The organism is Corynebacterium coyleae (assembly GCF_030408635.1).
Lineage (GTDB): Bacteria > Actinomycetota > Actinomycetes > Mycobacteriales > Mycobacteriaceae > Corynebacterium > Corynebacterium coyleae.
Genome location: NZ_CP047198.1, coordinates 216,026 through 232,910, shown reverse-complemented (window position 1 = coordinate 232,910; position 16,885 = coordinate 216,026). Strand labels below are relative to the sequence as shown.

Annotated in this window: 15 protein-coding genes, 1 tRNA gene and 1 pseudogene; 10 read left to right on the top strand and 7 right to left on the bottom strand. The window is 62.5% G+C overall.

Annotated features, from left to right (window positions below):
- Nucleotide 1 precedes the first annotated feature (1 nt).
- The 8 genes and pseudogenes from rfbB (at nucleotide 2) to CCOY_RS01005 (ending at nucleotide 7,494) form a co-directional block, all read left to right on the top strand.
- Nucleotides 2–982 (top strand): dTDP-glucose 4,6-dehydratase, encoded by a 981-nt coding sequence (rfbB, locus tag CCOY_RS01040; RefSeq protein ID WP_092101274.1) that lies wholly within the window; start codon nucleotides 2–4, stop codon nucleotides 980–982.
- Entirely contained in the window at nucleotides 982–2,277 is a 1,296-nt protein-coding gene (locus tag CCOY_RS01035) for a sugar nucleotide-binding protein (RefSeq protein WP_092101272.1), read from the top strand. The genes rfbB and CCOY_RS01035 overlap by 1 nt, the downstream gene beginning before the upstream one ends.
- Nucleotides 2,278–2,343: 66 nt before the next feature.
- Nucleotides 2,344–3,204, top strand: a complete 861-nt coding sequence (locus tag CCOY_RS01030; RefSeq protein WP_092101270.1) for a hypothetical protein — start codon at nucleotides 2,344–2,346, stop codon at nucleotides 3,202–3,204.
- 76 nt (nucleotides 3,205–3,280) lie between these two features.
- A pseudogene (locus CCOY_RS01025) lies at nucleotides 3,281–4,715 on the top strand (ATP-binding protein).
- A 79-nt stretch (nucleotides 4,716–4,794) separates the two neighbouring features.
- On the top strand, nucleotides 4,795–5,661 hold the full coding sequence (gene rfbA, locus CCOY_RS01020) for a glucose-1-phosphate thymidylyltransferase RfbA (protein ID WP_092101268.1): 867 nt from the start codon (nucleotides 4,795–4,797) through the stop codon (nucleotides 5,659–5,661).
- Entirely contained in the window at nucleotides 5,661–6,458 is a 798-nt protein-coding gene (locus CCOY_RS01015) for a glycosyltransferase (protein WP_092101266.1), read from the top strand. The genes rfbA and CCOY_RS01015 overlap by 1 nt, the downstream gene beginning before the upstream one ends.
- A gap of 14 nt (nucleotides 6,459–6,472) precedes the next feature.
- Nucleotides 6,473–7,162 carry a polyprenyl-phospho-N-acetylgalactosaminyl synthase PpgS gene (gene ppgS / locus CCOY_RS01010; protein ID WP_070482973.1) on the top strand — a complete coding sequence of 230 codons (690 nt, stop codon included), beginning with the start codon at nucleotides 6,473–6,475 and terminating at the stop codon, nucleotides 7,160–7,162.
- Nucleotides 7,159–7,494 (top strand): DUF2304 domain-containing protein, encoded by a 336-nt coding sequence (locus tag CCOY_RS01005; RefSeq protein WP_070452944.1) that lies wholly within the window; start codon nucleotides 7,159–7,161, stop codon nucleotides 7,492–7,494. Before ppgS ends, CCOY_RS01005 begins: the two co-directional genes overlap by 4 nt.
- Here the strand turns inward: CCOY_RS01005 and CCOY_RS01000 are convergent.
- The 3 genes from CCOY_RS01000 to CCOY_RS00990 are packed head-to-tail and all read right to left on the bottom strand — an operon-like array spanning nucleotide 7,491 to nucleotide 10,045.
- A complete protein-coding gene (locus CCOY_RS01000; protein ID WP_070820791.1) occupies nucleotides 7,491–8,111 on the bottom strand; it encodes an MBL fold metallo-hydrolase in 621 nt (206 codons plus the stop codon). The two genes, CCOY_RS01005 and CCOY_RS01000, sit on opposite strands and share 4 nt — an antisense overlap.
- Nucleotides 8,112–9,209, bottom strand: coding sequence for an S-(hydroxymethyl)mycothiol dehydrogenase (locus tag CCOY_RS00995; protein ID WP_092101264.1), 1,098 nt, complete (start codon nucleotides 9,207–9,209; stop codon nucleotides 8,112–8,114).
- A gap of 11 nt (nucleotides 9,210–9,220) precedes the next feature.
- Nucleotides 9,221–10,045 carry a GDSL-type esterase/lipase family protein gene (locus CCOY_RS00990; protein ID WP_070614769.1) on the bottom strand — a complete coding sequence of 275 codons (825 nt, stop codon included), beginning with the start codon at nucleotides 10,043–10,045 and terminating at the stop codon, nucleotides 9,221–9,223.
- 51 nt (nucleotides 10,046–10,096) lie between these two features.
- On the opposite strand from CCOY_RS00990, the gene CCOY_RS00985 reads away from it, so the two are divergent.
- On the top strand, nucleotides 10,097–11,698 hold the full coding sequence (locus tag CCOY_RS00985; RefSeq protein ID WP_092102919.1) for an AMP-binding protein: 1,602 nt from the start codon (nucleotides 10,097–10,099) through the stop codon (nucleotides 11,696–11,698).
- A 166-nt stretch (nucleotides 11,699–11,864) separates the two neighbouring features.
- Here CCOY_RS00985 and CCOY_RS00980 read toward each other — a convergent pair whose 3' ends face one another.
- From CCOY_RS00980 to CCOY_RS00970, 3 genes are all read right to left on the bottom strand, one after another.
- Nucleotides 11,865–12,512 (bottom strand): DUF3800 domain-containing protein, encoded by a 648-nt coding sequence (locus CCOY_RS00980; RefSeq protein ID WP_167594489.1) that lies wholly within the window; start codon nucleotides 12,510–12,512, stop codon nucleotides 11,865–11,867.
- Between the two features lie 136 nt (nucleotides 12,513–12,648).
- Nucleotides 12,649–12,721, bottom strand: a tRNA-Thr gene (locus CCOY_RS00975).
- 65 nt (nucleotides 12,722–12,786) lie between these two features.
- Nucleotides 12,787–14,001 (bottom strand): DNA polymerase III subunit delta', encoded by a 1,215-nt coding sequence (locus tag CCOY_RS00970; protein ID WP_244268663.1) that lies wholly within the window; start codon nucleotides 13,999–14,001, stop codon nucleotides 12,787–12,789.
- A 37-nt stretch (nucleotides 14,002–14,038) separates the two neighbouring features.
- Here CCOY_RS00970 and CCOY_RS00965 point away from each other — a divergent pair, with 37 nt between their 5' ends.
- Nucleotides 14,039–15,562 carry an adenylate/guanylate cyclase domain-containing protein gene (locus CCOY_RS00965; protein WP_070421533.1) on the top strand — a complete coding sequence of 508 codons (1,524 nt, stop codon included), beginning with the start codon at nucleotides 14,039–14,041 and terminating at the stop codon, nucleotides 15,560–15,562.
- A 148-nt stretch (nucleotides 15,563–15,710) separates the two neighbouring features.
- On the opposite strand, the gene CCOY_RS00960 is transcribed toward CCOY_RS00965, so the two are convergent.
- Nucleotides 15,711–16,835, bottom strand: a complete 1,125-nt coding sequence (locus tag CCOY_RS00960; protein WP_092101258.1) for an HNH endonuclease signature motif containing protein — start codon at nucleotides 16,833–16,835, stop codon at nucleotides 15,711–15,713.
- Nucleotides 16,836–16,885 lie beyond the last annotated feature (50 nt).

The window sequence follows — 16,885 nt, the reverse complement described above, 5'->3', positions numbered from 1 at the left end:
TATGGAATCTTTGCTGGTCACCGGCGGCGCCGGTTTCATCGGGTCGAACTTCGCACGCATGGCGGCGCAGCGCTACCGCGTCGTCGTGGTGGACAAACTCACCTACGCCGGCAACCGCGCCAACGTCCCCGAGGGCGTCGAGTTCGTCCAGGGGGACATTTGCGAGCAATCGCTTATCGACGACCTGGTCAACCGCACCGACGCCGTCATCCACTTCGCCGCAGAATCCCACAACGACAATTCCCTGCGGGACCCAAGTGCGTTCGTGCAATCCAACGTGGTGGGCACCTTCACCCTGTTAGAAGCCGTGCGCAAATTTGATAAGCGCCTCCACCACATCTCCACCGACGAAGTCTTCGGCGACCTCGAACTCGGCGGCACCGACGCGTTTACCGAAACCACCCCCTACAACCCGTCGTCGCCCTACTCCGCCACCAAAGCCGGCTCCGACCACCTCGTGCGCGCATGGGTACGCTCCTTCGGCATCAAAGCGACCATTTCGAACTGCTCCAACAACTACGGCCCCTACCAGCACGTAGAGAAGTTCATCCCCCGCCAGATCACCAACATCCTGTGCGGCCAACCCGCGAAGCTCTACGGCACCGGCGCCCAGGTGCGCGACTGGATCCATGTCGACGACCACAACGACGCCGTCCTCACCATCCTCGAGCACGGCCGGCTCGGCGAAACGTACAACATCGGCGCCGGTGATGCTCGCTCCGCTCACATCACGAACAAAATGGTCATCGAAACAATCTGCGAAATCATGGGCGGCACCTACGAACACGTCGCCGACCGGCCCGGCCACGACCAGCGCTACACCATGGATGCCACCAAACTCCGCACCGAACTCGGCTGGACACCCAAGCACGACTTCGACACCGGCCTGCGCGACACCATCGACTGGTACCGAGAGAATCGTCGGTGGTGGGAGGACGGTAAGGGTGTCGTCGAGAAGCAATATGCGCAAAGGGGACAGTAATGATCGCAGGACTTGAAATCCACGACCTCACACTGCACAAAGACAACCGCGGCTGGTTCAAAGAAAACTGGGCCGGCCAAGCACTCGTACCGCAGCAACAAAACGTGAGCTACAACGCCCGACGCGGCACCACCCGCGGCATGCACGCAGAACCCTGGGACAAATGGGTCTCCGTCGCCACCGGACGCGTCTTCGGCGCGTGGGTAGACATGCGCGCCGGCTCCGAAACCTACGGCGAAACGTTCACCTGCGAAATCGGCCCCGACACCGCCGTGTTCGTCCCCCGCGGCGTAGCCAACGGCTTCCAGGCTTTGGAGGACGACACCACCTACATCTACCTGGTCAACCAGCGCTACAGCCCCGGCGGCGCCTACTGCTCCTACCGCGAGATCGACTGGCCGCTCGAACCCACCGAACTCTCCGCCGCCGACCAAGCACACCCCATGCTTGCCGACGCCACCCCACTACCACCCCGCCGCATCCTGGTCACCGGCGCCAACGGGCAGTTAGGCCGCGCGCTGCGTGCGATCTGGTCCGACGACGAGGCAGTGTTCGTCGGCCGCGACAAGTTCGACATCACCGCGCCACCCGCGATGGACTGGTCCGAGTACTGGGCCGTGGTCAACTGCGCCGCATACAACGACGTCAACGGCGCCGAAACCGACCGCGCCGCAGCCTGGGCGACCAACGCCGCCGCCCCCGCCGCGCTCGCCAGACTTGCCGACGAGCACGACCTCACCTTCGTCCACGTCTCCTCCGACTACATCTTCGACGGCACAGTCGAGGTCCACGATGAGGCCGAAGTACCCTCGCCGCTGTCCGCCTACGGAGCCTCCAAAGCCGCCGGCGACACCGCCGCCCAAACCGCCCGCAAACACTACGTCGTGCGCACCTCCTGGGTCTTCGGCGACGGCGCCAACTTCATGGAAACCATGGCCCAACTCGCCGAAAAGGGCGCCACGCCGAACGTGGTCTCCGACCAGCGCGGGCGCCCCACCTCCGCCGAAGACTTAGCGAAGGGCATCGCGCACCTGCTTCGCACCGGCGCCGAGTACGGCGTGTACAACATCACCTCCGACGGCGACACCGTCGGCCGCGACGAAATCGCCATGGCCGTCTACATCGCCATGGGCGGCGACCCCGCCGACGTCCACCCCGTCACCACCGAAGAGTACGGCCTCGACGCCGCCGTGCGCCCCCGCGAATCCACTCTGTCGCTGGACAAGATCAAGGCCACAGGGTTCGCGCCGACGAACTGGCGGGCGGCGCTCGCGCTCTACGTCGCCATGCGATAGCCCAACTGAGGGGGTGAATCCCGCTTATACTTACGGAAGTCCCCACCCCGTTCCCAGGAGATTTCCATGAAAACGTCGCGCTTCCTTGCTCTTGCTACTGCCACCGCTGTGGCCTTTTCCGCTGTCACGCCTGCGCAGGCAGCACAGGTCGGCCCCCTCGACCAAAACAAATGCAAGGTGACCTTCACTGCGGCGGAGAAGGATTTCCTGACATCGATGGAACAGGACGTGGCAAGCCGACTCGACTCGACGTTTGCACGCGACATCAACCTGTCGCTCGAAGCCGCATACCCGTCCGCTCGTCCCGTTGGCAATGACTTCGTCGACGCCAACAAGCAACCACTCACCGGCCACAAGACTGTCGATGCCTTCGACGCAGCATTCGACGCCCTGAACAAGGACTCGTACCTGAACCGACTGGGTATGGCAGGTATGAATGAGTCGACCGCGAAGTTTTATCTGCAGCTGCGCGCGCGAGCTGCCTATGGGCAGAACCTCGCCGGCGGCACCGAATCCGAGGAAACAGACTGGGATAATTACTACGTCGAAGCGAGGAAGAAAGAGGGCGATATCGAAGGCAACTTCGTTGGCGGCCTGCTAGCTCTCTTGCTTGGTCTCACCGATGTCCTTGGCAACGAGGCACAGATGGAGAAATTCTACTCTACCTTCGAGAAAACCTCCGCTGGCAAGTACTTCGAGGGAATGAACGTCTTCCTCAACGCCAACGCGGACGCTGAGGAAGCTTGCCTCGGCGAGGGCAACACTACGGTTGCGTTCCCGACGAAGCCGGCAAACCAGCCAGCCAAGGAGGACGGCTCTTCCACCGCTGGCATCGTGGTCGGCGTGATCGCCGCCGTGCTCGCGGTGGTCGGTATCGCGGCGACTCTAGCACCGCAGTTGGGGCTCCAGATCCCGAGCCTGCGCTAACTGAGGTCGCAGGCAACTTACCAATCAACTTCCCAACTACTTACCAACATGGGAAGTTGATTGGTAAGTTGGTGGCATGTTGCCGGTCGATCTTGCTCAGCTGCTAGACAAACTCCGCATAATCGGTACTGAACAGCAGCACGTAGAAGTTAAATCCGGCGCCGGCAAAAACATGTTGGAAACACTCAGTGCTTTTTCTAACAAAGACGGCGGAATCATCATTTTTGGAATCGACGAAGAATCGGGTTTCACCCCGGTTCCCAACTTCGATTCCCGGAAAACTCAAGACTCTCTAAATTCATTTTGTGAGAAGCTCACTCCGCCAGTCCGTCCAACGGTCGAAGTCATGCCATTCGAAGGTTCCAGTGTCGTCGTTGCACATTTCAAAGAAATGGCTCCGTTTGATAAACCGTGTTATATCACCGCACGTGGGCCCTACGGTGGCAGCTATATCCGTTTAGGCGAAAGCGAACATCGCCTTACCGCGTATGAAGTGGATCGATTGCGCGAGGAAAGCCACCAACCACGCTGGGATCGCACTCCCGTCGAAGAAGCACGCTTAACCGACTTAGATGAAAATATTCTTCGGTCCTACCCTTCAGCAACAACGCAATTCACGTCCGAAGACCTTTAAGGACGGGGAAGACATCGCGCTCCGACGGCTTCAAGTGCTCCAAGGCGACTCCCCTACCTTCGCAGCACTGTTAGCAATGGGCGACTTTCCTCAAGAATTCTATCCACGACTGACAGTCACTTTCGCCCTCTATCCAGGTGCCGAAAAAGGCGAGGTAGGAGAAGGAATTCGACTGCTGGATAGTGCGCGACTTAGAGGCCCTATCCCCGAGCTGGTAGACGAAGGTGTCCGCCTAGTTGAGAAAAATATGCGAACTGCTGGTCTTATAGAAGGAGTTTTCCGCCGAGATTTACCGGACTATCCTCAAATCGCAGTTCGCGAGGCACTCGTCAACGCACTTATGCATCGCGATTATTCCCCGACTGCACTCGGCACACCAGTACAGATCGACATGTTCGTGGACAGGCTAGTCATATCTAATCCTGGCGGACTTTACGGCGGTGTTACTAAGGAGAATTTGGGAACCCCTGGTGCGTCTTCTACGAGAAACCAACAGCTAGCAACTTTTTTGGAAGACCTTCATTTCGATGACGGGGGTCTCGTCGCTGAAAATAGAGGTACGGGTATCGCGACGATGACACGAGCGACCGCTGATGCGCTTATGCCGCCTCCTGTTTTCAGTAATTCTCTCACGCATTTCTCTGTGACTTTTCATAAGAGGAAAGTCGCTGCTGAAGAAACTCATGAAACGGCTTACCAACAGGTTCTCCGACTTTTCGATGAACAACATTCCTGGTCAAGCACTGAACTAAGAAATGCAACGGGGAGAAGCCGCAGCGCAATCCAGTTGGCTTTGAATCAGCTGATGGAAGAAGGGCGAGTTGAACGCACTGAGCCTTCTCGAAGCCCGAAACAGCGGTACCGGCTTACGAAGTAGAGCTTCCCAATCAACTTCCCAACTACTTACCAACATGGGAAGTTAGTGGGAAGTTGGCTGCCCACTAGACTTCGGGTCTATGAAAGGCACCATTCTGGCGGGCGGATCGGGTACGCGGCTGTACCCGATCACGCAGGGCATCTCGAAGCAGTTGATGCCGATCTACGACAAGCCGATGATCTATTACCCGCTGTCCACCCTGATCAGCGCTGGTATTCGGGAGATTCTGATCATCACGACGCCGGAGGATCGGGCGAATTTCGAGCGTTTGCTTGGCGACGGCTCCCACCTCGGCATCATGCTCCACTACGCCGAACAGCCGAAGCCGGAAGGCCTCGCCCAAGCGTTTCTGATCGGTGAAGATTTCATTGGCGACGACGCCGTCGCCCTGGTGCTTGGCGACAACATCTTCGACGGCGCCGGCATCCTGGAAGCGCTCGGCCAGGTGCGTGAGATTGAGGGCGGGGCGATCTTCGCCTACGAGGTGTCGGACCCGCAGCGCTACGGCGTGGTGGATTTCGACGCGGACGGCACCGCCCTGTCCATCGAGGAGAAACCGCAGCAACCGAAGTCGAACTTCGCGGTCGTGGGGTTGTACTTCTACGACAACGACGTGGTGGAGATCGCCAAGAACATCACCCCCTCGGCGCGCGGCGAGTTGGAAATCACCTCGGTTAACGAGGCCTACCTCAAGCGCGGCGACCTGAAGGTGCACCGCCTGCACCGCGGGGATGTGTGGCTGGATACCGGCACGATCGATTCGATGAGCGAGGCCAGCTCCTACGTCGAAGTGCTGCAAAAACGCACCGGCACCGTCATCGGTTCGCCGGAGGTCGCCGCCTACCGTGAAGGCTTCATCGACGCCGCCCAGCTGCGCGCGCTCGGCGAGGCCGTGCTCAAATCCGGCTACGGCCGCTACCTTATCGACGCCGCCGAGGAGGCCTAATGCCCACCCTTTCCGCCCTCATGAGCGTCTACCACGCCACCGACGCCGCCGAACTCGAACTCACGCTGAACTCCCTCGACGCCCAAACCCACCCGGCCGACGAGGTTGTGGTGGTCTTTGACGGGGAGGTATCTGGGGCGGTGCGTGGGGTCGTCGCAAAGCATGGCGCTCGCGTGGTCGAACTACCCGAAAACGTCGGCCTAGGCCGGGCGCTCAACGCAGGCTTAGCGACGATCAACGCCACCTACACCGCACGCATCGACTCAGACGACGCCGCCAAACCCGAACGCTTCGCCAAACAGTTGGCCTACCTGGAAGCACACCCGGACGTGGCCGCACTCGGCAGCGCCATGGAAGAGTTCGAACACACCCCCGGCGACCGCGGCACCATCCGCGCACTGCCGCGGGATCCGAACGCGTACGTGAAAATCAACTCCCCGCTCAACCACCCCGCGGTCACCTTCCGCACCGAAGCCGTCAACGCCGTCGGCGGCTACCAGCACGTGCCGTTCATGGAGGACTACGACCTGTGGGCCCGCCTCATCGCCGCCGGCCACACCCTGGCCAACCTCGACGAGCCACTGACCTACTTCCGCGTCACCGACGACCAGCTGCGACGCCGCGCCAGCGCCGACACCCGACGCGCCGAGCGCACCATGCAGGCCAACCTCGTCGAATACGGGCTGATCTCGCGGCCACGCGCGCTGGTGAACCTCGCCGTGCGCAACCTGTACCGCGCCCTGCCCATCGGGCTAACTAAGCGCGTCTACTCCGTGCTCTTCCACCGCGGCGAGTAACCTCTTTAAGCGACATGACCGGATTTTCAGACACTTGGCTGATCGTGCCTTGTTACAACGAGGGCACGGTCATTTTCGACGTGCTCAGCCACGCCCGCGAAACCTTCCCCAACATCGTCGCCGTCAACGACGGATCCCACGACAACTCCGCCGAACAAATCCGCGCCGCCGGCGCCCACCTGGTCAACCACCCGGTGAACCTCGGCCAAGGTGCAGCGATCCAGACCGGCGTGGAGTACGCGCGTGCGCAGCCCGGCGCGAAGTACTTTGTCACCTTCGACGCCGACGGCCAGCACCAGGTCAAGGACGTGGCGCGCATGGTTGAGCGGTTGCGGACGGAGCCGCTGGATATTGTCGTCGGTACGCGGTTTGCGGGCCAAGACAACTCGCAGGTGCCGTGGATTAAGCGCGTCGTGCTGAAAACGGTGGTGATGCTGTCGCCGCGCACCCGCAAACTCGGCCTGTCGGACGCGCACAACGGGCTGCGCGCGTTTAACAAGAAGGTCGCCGACGAGATGAACATCCGTATGAACGGGATGTCGCACGCTTCGGAGATCGTCACCATGATCGAGAAGTTCGGCTGGCGCGTCGACGAAGAGCCGGTGGATATTCTCTACACCGAATACTCCATGTCCAAGGGGCAATCGTTGATCAACGGGGTGAACATCCTTGCGGATGGGCTGGTCGCTAGGAGGCTGCCATGATTCAGGCGTTGTTGCTGCTGGCCATTGTGGCGCTGGCGTGGTTCTTTTTCGCCAACCGCCGCAAGGCGAACGCGAAGGCGTGGGTGAAGTTGGGTTTCGTGCTGATGATCCTCGCCGCCGTGTGGGCGATCGTTCGCCCCGACGATGTGACCGTGCTGGCCAACTGGCTCGGCGTGGACCGCGGCACGGACCTGATGCTTTACCTGCTGGTCATCGCATTTTTCTTTACGACGATCTCCACCTGGACCCGCTTCCGCGAACAGGAACTGCGCTACGCGCGCCTCGCCCGAGCGGTAGCGCTGCAGAACGCCGAGGCGCCCGAACGCGATTAGAACCCGCGGCGGATCCACTCCTCGAGGTGCGGGGCTTCGTCGCCAATCGTGGTGTGGTCGCCGTGGCCGGTGCGCACGACCGTCTCCGGCGGCAGGTCCAGGACGGACTTCTGCAGGGAGTGGATGATGGTGTCAAACGACGAGAAGGATCGTCCCGTCGCGCCCGGCCCGCCCTGGAAGAGGGTGTCGCCGGAGAAGAGTTCGCCGGCTTCCTCGGCGTAGATGACCACGGAGCCCGGCGAGTGGCCGGGGGTGGACATGACGCGTAGTTCGGTGCCGGCGATGTCGAAGGTGGCGCCGTCGAGAAGCGGGCGGTAGTGCGCGCCTGGGTTCTCGCGCTGCCAGAGGAACCCGTCGGTGGGATGCAGGTACACCGGGGCGTTCACGAGGCGGGACAGTTCGGGGGCGGCGTCGATGTGGTCGGAGTGGCCGTGGGTGGCCAGGATGCCCTTCACGCGACGGTTGCCCACCGCGTCGGCGATGGCCTGGGCGTTGTGGGCGGCGTCGATGATGTAGACCTCGGAGTCGTCGCCGACGATCCAGACGTTGTTGTCCACCTCCCATTCGCCGCCGTCGAGTTTGAACAGACCTGATGTGATGACGTTGTCGATACGCATTTAGAACTCCACTACGCTTCGCAGCACGTCGCCGCGCTTCATCTTGTCAAACGATTCTTCGATGTCGCCCACACCAATGCGTTCGGAGACGAACTCGCCGAGCGGGAACCGTCCCTGCTTGTACAGCTCAACGTACGTGGGGAAGTCGCGCTCCGGCAGGCAGTCGCCGTACCAGGCCGGTTTGATGGAGCCGCCGCGGGCGTACAGGTCGATCGCGGGGATGTCCACGTGGTCGGTCTGGTTGGGCACGCCCACCATGACCATGCGGCCGGCGAGGTCGCGCGAGTAGAACGCCTGGCGCCAGGTGGGCTGGATGCCTACGGCGTCGATGGCGACGTCGGCGCCGAAGCCGCCGGTGAGGTCGCGCACGGCCTCGATGACGTCGTCTTCGCTCATGTCCTTGGAGCAGATGGCGTGGGTTGCGCCGAACTTCTCGGTCGCGGCATCGCACTTTCGCTTATCGACGTCCACCGCAACCACCGTCGACGCCCCCGCCAGCGCAGCACCCGCCACGGCCGCAAGACCTACGCCGCCGAGGCCGAACACGACGACGGACTCGCCACGCTGCACCTCACCGGTGTTCACCGCGGCGCCCAGGCCGGCCATGATGCCGCAGCCGAGCAGGCCCGCCGCGGCCGGGTCGGCTTCCGGATCCACCTTGGTGCACTGCTTCTCGTGCACGAGGGTCTTCTCGGCGAAGGAGCCGATGCCTAAGGCTGGGGTGAGCGGGGTGTCGTCGACAAGCGTCATGCGCTGGGACGCGTTGTGGGTGTTGAAGCAGTTCTTCGTGTCCCCCTTGCGACAGGCGCGGCACTCGCCGCAGACTGCGCGCCAGTTCAGCACGACGAAATCGCCGGGCTCGACGTGGGTGACATCCGAGCCAACCGTTTCGACGACGCCGGCCGTTTCGTGGCCGAGCAGGAACGGGAACGCATCCTCAATATCACCGTCGCGGTAGGCCAGGTCCGTGTGGCACACACCGGTGGCCTGAACCTTGACCACAACATCGTTTGGGCCGGGGTCGGGGATCACAATGTCCACAACCTCGACGGGCGCGCCCTTGGAACGGGCGATTACTCCTTGAACAGTCTGTGTCATGCCCTCCCAGACTAGGAGCGGGCGATGATATTTGCCACGTGCTCGTGGCCACGCTGGTTCACGTGGATCGGCAGGTTGCCCGGGCCGCCGTAGAAATCGACCAGGCCAGCCCACATGCGCTGGTTATCCGGGGCGCACATGTTGTTGTTCATCGTGGACGGTTTCAGGTCTAGGAATTCGACGCGGGCGGCGCGAGCGGCGTCGACCTGCATCCACTGGGCGAGGTTCTCCCAACGCTGAACTTCCTGGAAGCGCGTCCAATCGGAGGCATTCGGGGCGATGTGGAACAGGCACACGCGGTCGCCGGCAGTGACCTTCGGGTAGCCGACGATCTGGATGCGCGCGTTCGGGGCGGCGGCGCGGATGCGGTTGATCTGCGGAACCATGTAGCGGGTGAAGTCGCGGCGGATGTCGGCGTCGGGGCGCGAATTGTTGTTGTACGTGTCGTTGAACCCGACGGAGATGATCACGCGTGCGGTTGCTGGCGACAGGCCGCGGTCCGCGATGGCGCGGTCAACCTGCTGGAAGAAGCCCGGCCCCTTCGAAATGGTGACCACGCCGGTGCAGGAGTAGTCACGCGCAGGCAGACCGAGTTTCGCGGCGGAGCGCTTGCCCCAGTTCGTGGCGGAGGTCGGGCACCAGGTGCCGTTGTCGGAGCGCCCGCGCGGGTCGAGGCCGAGTTTGCCGGCGGCCCACTGGCCCATGTTGGGGTCGGAAATAACGGAGTCGCCGAAGATGACCATGTTGCGCTCCTGCGCGTGGGCGGCCGGGGTCAGTGGGGCGACGAGGGCGGCAGCGGCCACAAAGGCGGCTGCGAGACGTCGGAAAACAGACACGAAAATCCTTTCACGCGAGACACTTACGTATCGGTAGGCTACATTATCCTCATGCGTCCCACCCATCGTCCGCTGTTCTTACTGAAGTCTTTCGCGCGATTCGTGCCCGCCGTTACACGCGCCGGCATCATCAGCGCCGAAGGCGGCCCCCGCGCAGCGCTCGCACTCATCCCGAATCTCGCGCGCTACTGGTTCACCACCGCCCGCGAAATCGAACAAGGCGCCGCAGCAGTGCCCGATCGCCTCGCTCTTATCGACGACACCGGGGCGCTGACCTACCGCCAACTGCGCGAAGACTCCCGCACCGTAGCCAAGTGGCTGCTGGCCCAGAAAGAAGAGCGCGGCCTCGACGAACTCCGCATCGGCGTCATGGCCCGCAACGGCCGCGGCATCGTCCTACCCCTCGGCGCCAAGGGCTACACCGGAGGCCACATCTTCCTACTCAACATCGGCTCCTCCACCGAGCAACTGCGCGGCATCATCGCCGAAAACGACATCAACATCCTCTTTATCGACGACGAGTTCGCCGACCGCATCCCCAACGACATCCCCCACATACCCGTAGTGCGCGCATATGAGGACGTGGTGGTGAAAGGGGTCGTCGACAAGCGACTGCCCCTCTGGCCCAAACACGGCAACCTCGTCCTCATGAGCTCCGGCACCACCGGCATCCCCAAAGGCATCGTGCGCCCCGAACCACGCCTGCCATTCGTGGTCGCCGGATACCTCGAAGCAATCCCCTGGCGCGCCGGCGACACCATCCAACTCACCGCATCCATCTTCCACACCTGGGGCTGGTCCGCCCTGCAAGTCGCGCTGGCGACCCGCTCCACCATCGTGACGCAACGCGAATTCGACCCCGAAAACTGCTTCCGCCAAATCGAAGCATTCCGCTGCGACGGCCTCATCTCCTCGCCGATCTTCTTCAAACACATGCTGGACCTCGACGAAAACTACGACACCTCGTCGCTGCGCTACCTCGCCACCGCCGGCAACGCCGTCACCCCGTCGCTACTGCGCCACACCACCGAACGCTTCGGCCCCATCCTGGCCAACATCTACGGCTCCACCGAACTCGCCCTCGCCGCCGCCGCATCCCCCGAACAAATGCAGGCCGACCCCACCACCGTCGGCAAAATTGCGCCCGGCACCGTGCTCAAAATTTACGATGACAACGGCCGCGAAACCCCCACCGGCCAAACCGGCCGCATCTTCCTCCACAACGAAACCGCCCTGCGCGGCTACACCAACCCGAACACCCCCACCGTCGAAATCGACGGGCTCATCGAAATGGGCGACCTCGGCTACATCGACGCCGACGGCTACCTCCACGTGCAATCGCGTAGCGACGACATGATCATCGTCGGCGGCGAAAACGTCCACCCCCAATCCGTGGTGGAAGTCCTCGAAGACATGCCCGGCATCGGCGAGGTCTACGCCCACGGCGTCGACGACGACGACACCTTCAAACGCATCGCCGTCTGGGTCGTCAAAACCGCCGAACTCACCGAGGAAGCCGTCCGCGACTGGGTGCGCTCGCGCTTGGCCGATCACTCGATCCCCCGGGACGTGCACTTCGTCGACAAGCTGCCGCGCAACGCCGTCGGCAAAGTCGTACCGCGCTTCCTGCCCGGGCTAGGGCAAAAAAATTGAGCCACCCAGGCTCGCCCCTCTTGTGCCAACCAATGGCTTTCCATTACTGTTCGAAGCGTAGAGATTGCACGTCGTGTGCAACTCCACATTGCCGGAGCCCCCGCCTAGTGCGGGGTCTTTGTGCGCCTAGGGCCAGACCCTTTGTATCCCGAGCTGTGCAATGTCATTAATCGCACTCCACATTTTGGCTTGCGTTTTGAGCATCCGCACGTTTCCAGTCTTCACATGAAGATGACGCTGATAGACATAACAACAAAGATCTGCAGCCTGGAGACCACGCATGCTCTTCGATGTTTGCGAGCTTCGAACTCTTATATCCGAACGTACCCTTGGCCTTGTACTCAACAAATTCTTTACGACCTTCAGGCGCGGTGTAGTGATCATCGAGATAGCATTTCGCCACTTCATTGTGCGTGTACGCGTATGTATTAACTCTCTCGAGAATGTAACTGATTGCTACTCGACGAGCGTTAAATGCGTAGCGATATTTCTTCTCCTGAGCACGCCTGTCAATCGTCTCCACAAACATGGCCGATGCCCACCGGTTAATGATCCCTAACGCCTTGAGATAGATCGAAGTCGCAACCCTAAGGGGAACGCCATTCCATTCACGCTTTTGCTGCATGATGTCGTATCCGTGAAACTCAGCGTTGATGTCAATGTGCTGCGTTGTCACCGCATATTCCGCGAGTAACACATGAAGTTCATGCTCAAGGTGAGGCAGGTTTTCCTCAGTCACAATCAACGCTGTGAGGGTGAAATATTCATCCCGATGTTCGGATTCATCAATGAAGGCGTGGAGCACAGCGATCACCCTAGCAATCGTTTTTCATGCTCGGTCCCAGCTCGGTTTCAGCTCGGTAATAACAGGGACAACTTGCGCCAACCCGGAGCGCGCGAAACGAAAAGAAAGCCCAGGTAAAACACCGTTTTACCTGGGCTTTTGTGCGAGCCACCTGCGAGAATCGAACTCGCGACCTTCTCATTACGAGTGAGACGCTCTGCCGACTGAGCTAAGGTGGCCGGGCAGCAATGCTGCACCGGGAAGACAGCTTAACCTAGCGGGCGCGACCTGCGAAACCCGCAGGTTAAGACACGTTGCACGCGAGCCTTATGCGGCCAATCATGCCGTTGAACGCCACCGCCGGAGTCACGTTCTGGTCCAGGCGCTCGCGGCACTGCCCGATCGCCTCGAGGCACTCCACGAGCCCCTCCGCCGACACCTGGCCGGCAATCTCACGCGCGAGCTCCTCAAAATCCGGGTGCGTCAGACCGACCTCGGCGCCCGACTGCACCACCATCGCATCCCGGTACACCCCCGCCAAGTCCACCAGAACCAAATCCAACATGTCGCGCTTGCGGCGCGTGCCACGACGCTTCTGCTCCTCTTCCAACTGACGCACCGACGACGCCACCGACCGCAGCGCCTTCGCCGCCCCCTTCCCCTTCGCACCCATACCGAGGGCGTTTTCGAGCTTGGCCCGCTCGGCTTCGTCGTCAGCTTTATGCGCCTCGACGGCCTCCTTCTCCGCCGCCTTCAGCAACGACCCCACCGCCTGAAACGCCTGCGGGCCGTGAAACACCAACTCGGCCAAGTTGATCGCCATCGCACGACGCTGCTGAATCGCCTCCGAACGCACCAACAACCGCGCCCGGCCAATATGGCGTAGCGACGACACCGCCGCCAGGCGCGCATCATGCTCCGACGCCCCCTCCTCCTCGACGAGAATGCGCACCAACTCATCCTCCGACGGCGACGGCACATACACATGCCGGCAGCGCGAACGCAGTGTCTGCGAAAAGTCCTGCGGATCCGTCGACGGCGCACACATGATGATCACGGTGCGCTCCGGCGGTTCCTCCACCGTCTTCAACAGCGCGTCAGCCGGCGCGGTGGTGATCGACGTGGCCAGGCGGTCCGCGTTTTCGATGATGACAACGCGCCAGGGGGCGACCGTCGGTAAGCGAGCTGCCTTTGCGACGATCTCATCACGCACAAAATCAACCTTGATCGTCGACGTATGCGGCACCACATGCACCAAATCCGTATGCGACCCCGCCAACGCATCACGGCACCCCTTACACCGCCCACACCCAATCTCGTCCGGGTTCTCACACATCAACGCCGCCGCAAACGCCAACGCCGCATTCGACCGCCCCGAGCCCGGAGGGCCCGTAAACAGCCACGCATGCGTCATCGCATACGCATCCCCCTGCCCCCTCGCCGTGGCAGCCGCCGACAAGATGATGTCGCGCACCGCCGGGGTGCCAGCCAAACGCTCACTAACGCTGCGGGTAGTCACAGGTGACCAGAGTACCCGCGCGCTAAGGTGATAGACCATGGAACGTATCTGGCGCGAGCTGCAGTGGCTTTGGGGCACGTCGTGGCCTCTCTATGCCGCGACGGTGCTGGGCACCAACCTGCTCGGCGCCGTGGGCTGCATGTTGTTCGTGCGCTTCCTCATCCCGATGGATGCCGTCAACGAGTTAGGCCTCAACGGCCAGCTTGGGTTTATCGGGGTGTTGTATGCGGCGATCGCTGTTGTGCTCGGCATGATCGTCACGTTTTTCCTGTTCCGGCCGGTGCTGGAGTGGCAGCGGCGCCCGGATGATCATGATCCGAACATGGTGCGGCATTTGGTGATGCGTTTGCCGGTGTTGCAGACGATCATCGTTGTTGCGGTGTGGGGGTTGGGCATTGCGATTGTCACGGTGCGCACGTTGCTTGTCGACGTCCCCCTGGGCATCGTCGTCCTCGCCACCACCATCCTGACGTGTTTTGTGGTGTCGGTGCTCACGTATCTGCAGGCGGAGCGTCTCGTGCGTCCGATTGCGGCGTCGGCGCTGGCGCGGCGGTTCGAGGATTCGACGCTCCAGCCGCCGATCGCGTCTCGGTTGATGCTGACGTGGTTCACCACCTCCGCCGTGCCGATGGTCGGGGTGCTGCTGCTGGCTGTGGCACAGCGCGTCGGCTACTTCCGGGACACCCCGGGTGAGATGACGGCGGCGATCGTGGCGCTGATCGCAGCAGGTATTTTCACGGGGTTTGTGGGGACGTCGTTTGCGACGGTGATCGTCGTCGATCCGATTAAGGAGCTGCAGGTCGCCATCAACCGTGTGCGCCGCGGTGAGGGCGACACGCAGGTGGACATTTACGACGGCTCCGAGATCGGTGTCCTCCAAGCTGGCTTTAACGAGATGATGCGGGGTCTGCAGGACCGCCAGCGTGTTCGCGACGTGTTTGCCAAGTACGTCGGTGCTGAGGTCGCGCAGAAGGCGCTGGAGGAGCGCCCGCAGCTCGGCGGCGAGGAACGCAGGGTCGCGGTGCTGTTTATCGACGTCGTCGGTTCCACCACCTACACCGTCCAGCACACCCCGGAGGAGGTCGTGGAGGCGCTCAACGAGTTCTTCGAGGTTGTCGTTGAGGTGGTGCACCGTAACAAGGGCGTGATTAATAAGTTCCAGGGCGATGCGGCGCTTGCGGTGTTCGGAGCGCCAGTTTCGCTTCACGACGCCGCCTCGCACGCCCTCCAAGCCGCCCGCGAAATCCAGCGCGGCTTGGAAGGCTTCGAACTGAAGGCCGGCATCGGTGTCGCCTCGGGCCACGTGGTCGCTGGCCACATCGGTGGCAAGGATCGTTTCGAGTACACCGTGATCGGTGACGCCGTCAACGGCGCCGCCCGCCTCACCGACCTGGCGAAGGACACCCCGGGCATGGTGCTGACCAACGCCGCAACCCTGCGCGCGGCGAACGAGGTTGAGCAGCAGCGCTGGACGCTGATGAAGTCGGTGGAGTTGCGCGGGCGCAACAAGATGACGCAGTTGGCGCGCCCGGTGCGCTCCACAATGGCGGACCGCTCCTAGGGCTTCCCCGGCGCCAGCCCAGCGCAGCGTCGCCAGCCCAGCGTGGCAGCAGCCCAGCGCCGCAGCGCAGCGCCGCCAGCCCAGCGTGGCAGCAGCCCAGCGCAGCGCGGCAGGACTCAGGCCTGCGGGCGCGCGAACTCGCGCCCGGTCAGTTGTTTCCGAACAGGAGCTGCATGGCTCCGGGGGTGTCGTTCGGCACTTCGTATCCGTTGGGTGACACCCACACTGGGATGCCGTCGCGGATGCATATTCGGCCTCGTCTGACGATCCACGGGTCGTCGTCATTGGTGCCGTTGTGGTAACTGCACAGGGGCACGAGGTTGGCCAGGTTGGTTTCCCCGCCGTGTCGCCAGGCGGTGATGTGGTGGATTTCGCAGTGATCGGCTCCGTGACGGCAGCCGGGTACCGGGCAGGTCGGCGACATCATCGACGCCAACGTGCGCTGCTTGTCGTTAGCAAAGCGCTTCGCCCGGTAGAGGTTCACCGCCCCCTCTGCAGGGTGGAACGCGGCGACTTCCAGGTCGGCGCCGAACTTCCGAGCGAGGAATTCGGCGCCGGTCATGGTGGTGCCGTCGGTAAGAATGAGCTCCACTTCGTCGCCGTGGCCGGACTGGATGCGGGTCCACTCCGGCAGCGGCACCAGGATGATGGGGCGCGGGGCGGCATACGGCATGGCGACCCCGGCGCCAGCCCCGTGAGCACTCCCGGCGCCGCCGACACCATCAGCGCCATCAGCACCCCCAGCGCCACCGCGCAGCAGGCTGACCAACGCGTCGGCCATTTGCTCGGCGGCGGGCAGTGACGGGTCGATGAGCGAACGCAGCAGGTGCTCCAAATCGGCGATGTCGCGCTCGGAGTAGGTCAGCGACATGTTGCGCATCCCAGCGCGCGATTTGGAGAAGCGGCACTGCTTCTTGGGGGTGGGTTTCGGGGTGGTGATGGTGTCGTCGATACGCCGCGACAGCGCTTTGTAGGAGCCCCGGAAGCGCAACAGTTCGAGGCGGAGGCGCCAGCGCTCGGCAAGGTCGGCGACGGCGGCAAGTTTGCGCTCAAGCAGGCAGATCTGGTCGAGCGGCATCCCGGCGGCCAAGCGGCGCGCGTCGGCCTGCTTGCGGGTGAACTTCGTCGCGCCGAAGTAGGTGGCGTGCGCCTGCGCCCACTTGCGTTTCAGGGCGGGATCGAGGGCGGCGAAGGCGGGCGCGGACTCGTCGAAACCCTGGAGCACGCTGATGTCGGCGTGCGCCAGGGCCTCGAGAATCTCGCGAAATGTCATGCCATGCACGCTAAGCGCACAGCACAACCCTTGTAAAGGAATTGTCCACT

Coding starts and splice junctions, on each gene's coding strand:
- rfbB (WP_092101274.1), top strand. CDS start 2: ATGGAATCTTTGCTGGTCACCGGCGGCGCCGGTTTCATCGGGTCGAAC.
- CCOY_RS01035 (WP_092101272.1), top strand. CDS start 982: ATGATCGCAGGACTTGAAATCCACGACCTCACACTGCACAAAGACAAC.
- CCOY_RS01030 (WP_092101270.1), top strand. CDS start 2,344: ATGAAAACGTCGCGCTTCCTTGCTCTTGCTACTGCCACCGCTGTGGCC.
- rfbA (WP_092101268.1), top strand. CDS start 4,795: ATGAAAGGCACCATTCTGGCGGGCGGATCGGGTACGCGGCTGTACCCG.
- CCOY_RS01015 (WP_092101266.1), top strand. CDS start 5,661: ATGCCCACCCTTTCCGCCCTCATGAGCGTCTACCACGCCACCGACGCC.
- ppgS (WP_070482973.1), top strand. CDS start 6,473: ATGACCGGATTTTCAGACACTTGGCTGATCGTGCCTTGTTACAACGAG.
- CCOY_RS01005 (WP_070452944.1), top strand. CDS start 7,159: ATGATTCAGGCGTTGTTGCTGCTGGCCATTGTGGCGCTGGCGTGGTTC.
- CCOY_RS01000 (WP_070820791.1), bottom strand. CDS start 8,111: ATGCGTATCGACAACGTCATCACATCAGGTCTGTTCAAACTCGACGGC.
- CCOY_RS00995 (WP_092101264.1), bottom strand. CDS start 9,209: ATGACACAGACTGTTCAAGGAGTAATCGCCCGTTCCAAGGGCGCGCCC.
- CCOY_RS00985 (WP_092102919.1), top strand. CDS start 10,097: ATGCGTCCCACCCATCGTCCGCTGTTCTTACTGAAGTCTTTCGCGCGA.
- CCOY_RS00965 (WP_070421533.1), top strand. CDS start 14,039: ATGGAACGTATCTGGCGCGAGCTGCAGTGGCTTTGGGGCACGTCGTGG.
- CCOY_RS00960 (WP_092101258.1), bottom strand. CDS start 16,835: ATGACATTTCGCGAGATTCTCGAGGCCCTGGCGCACGCCGACATCAGC.